The 2,154-nt window shown below is 37.1% G+C and carries 2 protein-coding genes; one reads left to right on the forward strand and one right to left on the reverse strand.

All coding sequences use genetic code 11. The annotated features are described in order from the left end of the window. Nucleotides 1–124: 124 nt before the first annotated feature. A complete protein-coding gene (locus tag K2N75_RS07660) occupies nt 125–1,330 on the reverse strand; it encodes a tetrahydrodipicolinate N-succinyltransferase N-terminal domain-containing protein (protein ID WP_300120274.1) in 1,206 nt (401 codons plus the stop codon). Nucleotides 1,331–1,598: 268 nt separating this feature from the next. On the opposite strand from K2N75_RS07660, the gene K2N75_RS07665 reads away from it, so the two are divergent. Further along, a complete protein-coding gene (locus tag K2N75_RS07665) occupies nt 1,599–1,991 on the forward strand; it encodes a hypothetical protein (protein ID WP_300120276.1) in 393 nt (130 codons plus the stop codon). The last annotated feature ends 163 nt before the right edge of the window (nt 1,992–2,154 follow it).

Below are 2,154 nucleotides of genomic sequence, written 5' to 3' on the forward strand. Positions count from 1 at the left end.
CAAAAACCAAACCCATTTCCCTCATAAAAAAAAACAAAAAAACACGATTATGCCCCCCCCCCCCGCACAGAAATTATACTAGACATTCTGCTACTCTTACATTTGCCAAATCACAACGAAACGTTTAATGCAACGCGGTATTAAGCTCTATTTTGCGATTAGAGCGGAACGCAATCATTGCGCCACTTTTGGAATCTTGCCTAAAATGCACACCATTTTTACCCGACAAATCACGTCCTTTGTATAATCCACTCTCTTGAATCTCAAAGCTCGGATTGATTTCTGCAATTTTTCGCGCCTCTTCTTCACTGATTTTAAAGATTGTCCCAGCCAAAACTGCGATTCCACCATCTACAATACAACCATCGCCCAAGCTAATCCCCGTAGAGCTATTCACACCCAAAAGACAATTTTTGCCAATGCTAATAGGGTCTGCATTCCCACCACTTAAAACACCAAGTATGCTAGCACCCCCGCCGACATCACTCCCCTCACCCACAACAACACTAGAGCTAATGCGCCCCTCATTCATACAAGCCCCCATTGCTCCGGCGTTAAAATTCACATAACTAGCACCCGGCATTTGTGTATAGCCACCCTTGCCAAGATACGCTCCAAAGCGGGTTTTTGCAGTATCAAGCAAGCGAATATTATCGTATTGTGGAATCACTTGCATTAAATAGCGAGGAAACTTATCTACAAAATCAATCGCAGGGAACTCTCCACGCATTTTAAGCGAAATCTCATTCTCTCGTAGCCATTCTAGCTCAAAAGGCACATTTCCGCTCCAAGCAACATTACTCAAAAGCCCGAAGATTCCGTCTAATTGCAAACTTCTAAGCGGGGCTTTGCCAAGCGAGAGAGCAAGCAATTTTAAATACGCAGATTCTACGCTTTTGCATTGCGCATCTTGATAAATTGCGCAGAATCGGTAGCGAAAATCGCCATTTTCAGTATAGATTCTGCCCTCTTGTAAGGCGCGTTGCAACTCTAAAAGCACGGAGACATTTTTGTGTGTATTAGGGCTTTCTTGTGTCTCTGCAATGTATCCACCAAAGCTCGCTAAAGCCGCAATAATAAAGCCCTCTGTAATTCCAAGCACAAGCTCACTTTCGCATTCTTCTAATATTTCGCATTCCTCGCGCAAAGATTCAAAAATCGCATAAGCACCGAAATTCTCACCCCAATTTAACACAGGATAAGTTGCTTGCAAAACCTTGCCACTCATTACACCTACATCTGCATAGCAAATCCCAAACCCTAAAGGTTGTTTATAATGTGGCACACTTTGTAAAGATTCTACTTTTGTTTTAAATTCTTCTTTGTTCATAAAAACTCCTTAAAAATTTGCGGATTATAACGAAAACTAGATAAAATTTAAGGAATCTCGCACAAACATTTCAAAAGATTCTGTGTTTTTGGATAATTTTAATTCAATAATTTAACATAATAGATTCTAGCAACTTTTTATTCTTAATTATTCTTTAGGCTTTAATACGCATTCATTTATCTTGAAATTTGAACGCAAGCAAGGTTTTGTGATTTTTAAATTTACAAGAAAGTAAGTTATAATTACACAAAGAATCTAAAGGGAAAAAATGCAAAATTGGGTTTTAGTTTTGATTGTTTTAGTTGTTGTAGTTTTAGCAGTTGCGCTGTTTATCGCATTTTTGCGTGATAAATCTATCAAAAACAGAATCAAAGAAAAAGAACCCAAAGTTCCTAATGCACAAGAACTCCTAGAATTGCTTAAAGACAAAGCCAATGATTTAAACAAGCTAACGCAGTATTCAAATCTCGCATATACGCATTATGCGCAATATATGGGCGAAATATCCGACTTTGACTTAGAATTTATCGCGATTCTAACTTCTCACAAAAGCGTCAATGCTAAACTCATCTTGGAAGCAGAACGACACTTTAAGCAGCTTAATCCTGAACGCAAAGCCTTACTAGAAAAAGCCCTCAATGTAGGACTAAAACACCGCTAATTTATTGTAATTTAGAACCTTTTACCTTTCAGTTTTTTTAATTCAACCCTAAAAACTAAATTATTTTTAGATAAAAATTTTAAACTCTTTTGTTGCAGAATTTTTCTAAAAATTCTTAAAATAAGCTAAATTTTTTGAAAGAAAAAATATTTAAGTTTATATA

This window comes from Helicobacter sp., assembly GCF_029067145.1.
In the GTDB taxonomy this organism is placed as follows: domain Bacteria; phylum Campylobacterota; class Campylobacteria; order Campylobacterales; family Helicobacteraceae; genus Helicobacter_D.